Origin of the sequence: Bacillus sp. XF8, assembly GCF_017498755.1 — a bacterium.
Taxonomy (GTDB): Bacteria; Bacillota; Bacilli; order Bacillales; family Bacillaceae_G; genus Bacillus_A; species Bacillus_A bingmayongensis.
The window spans coordinates 1-445 of sequence record NZ_JAGDQK010000008.1 but is presented as its reverse complement, the minus strand read 5'-3'; the positions used below and the strand labels follow the sequence as shown (position 1 = coordinate 445).

The 445-nt window shown below is 34.2% G+C and carries 1 pseudogene; it reads left to right on the top strand.

Going from position 1 to position 445, the window contains the following annotated elements:
* Nucleotides 1-445, top strand: a pseudogene (locus J4P91_RS06440) (SafA/ExsA family spore coat assembly protein); the annotation flags it as partial.

The window sequence follows — 445 nt, the reverse complement described above, 5'->3', positions numbered from 1 at the left end:
AAAGCTGATTCAGAAAGAAGTGCCAATACAAAAAGAAAAGCTGATTCAGAAAGAAGTGCCAATACAAAAAGAAAAGCTGATTCAGAAAGAAGTGCCAATACAAAAAGAAAAGCCGATTCAGAAAGAAGTACCAATACAAAAAGAAAAACCGATTCAGAAAGAAGTACCAATACAAAAAGAAAAACCGATTCAAAAAGAGGTACCTATTCAAAAGCCTCCTGCCGTTGAAAAACCAGCTGTAATTGAAAAGCCACCAGTTATAGAAAAGGTAGAGAAGCCTGTGGAAAAAGAAAGTACAAAGTTTTCAGTGAATATATTACCACAGCCACCCCAACCACCAATTAAACCTAAAAAAGACTATAAAATTTCAGATGTAATAAAAAAAGGAAGCGAGTTAATTGCCCCACAAATTAATAAGATGAAACCTAATAATATAGTGTCACCG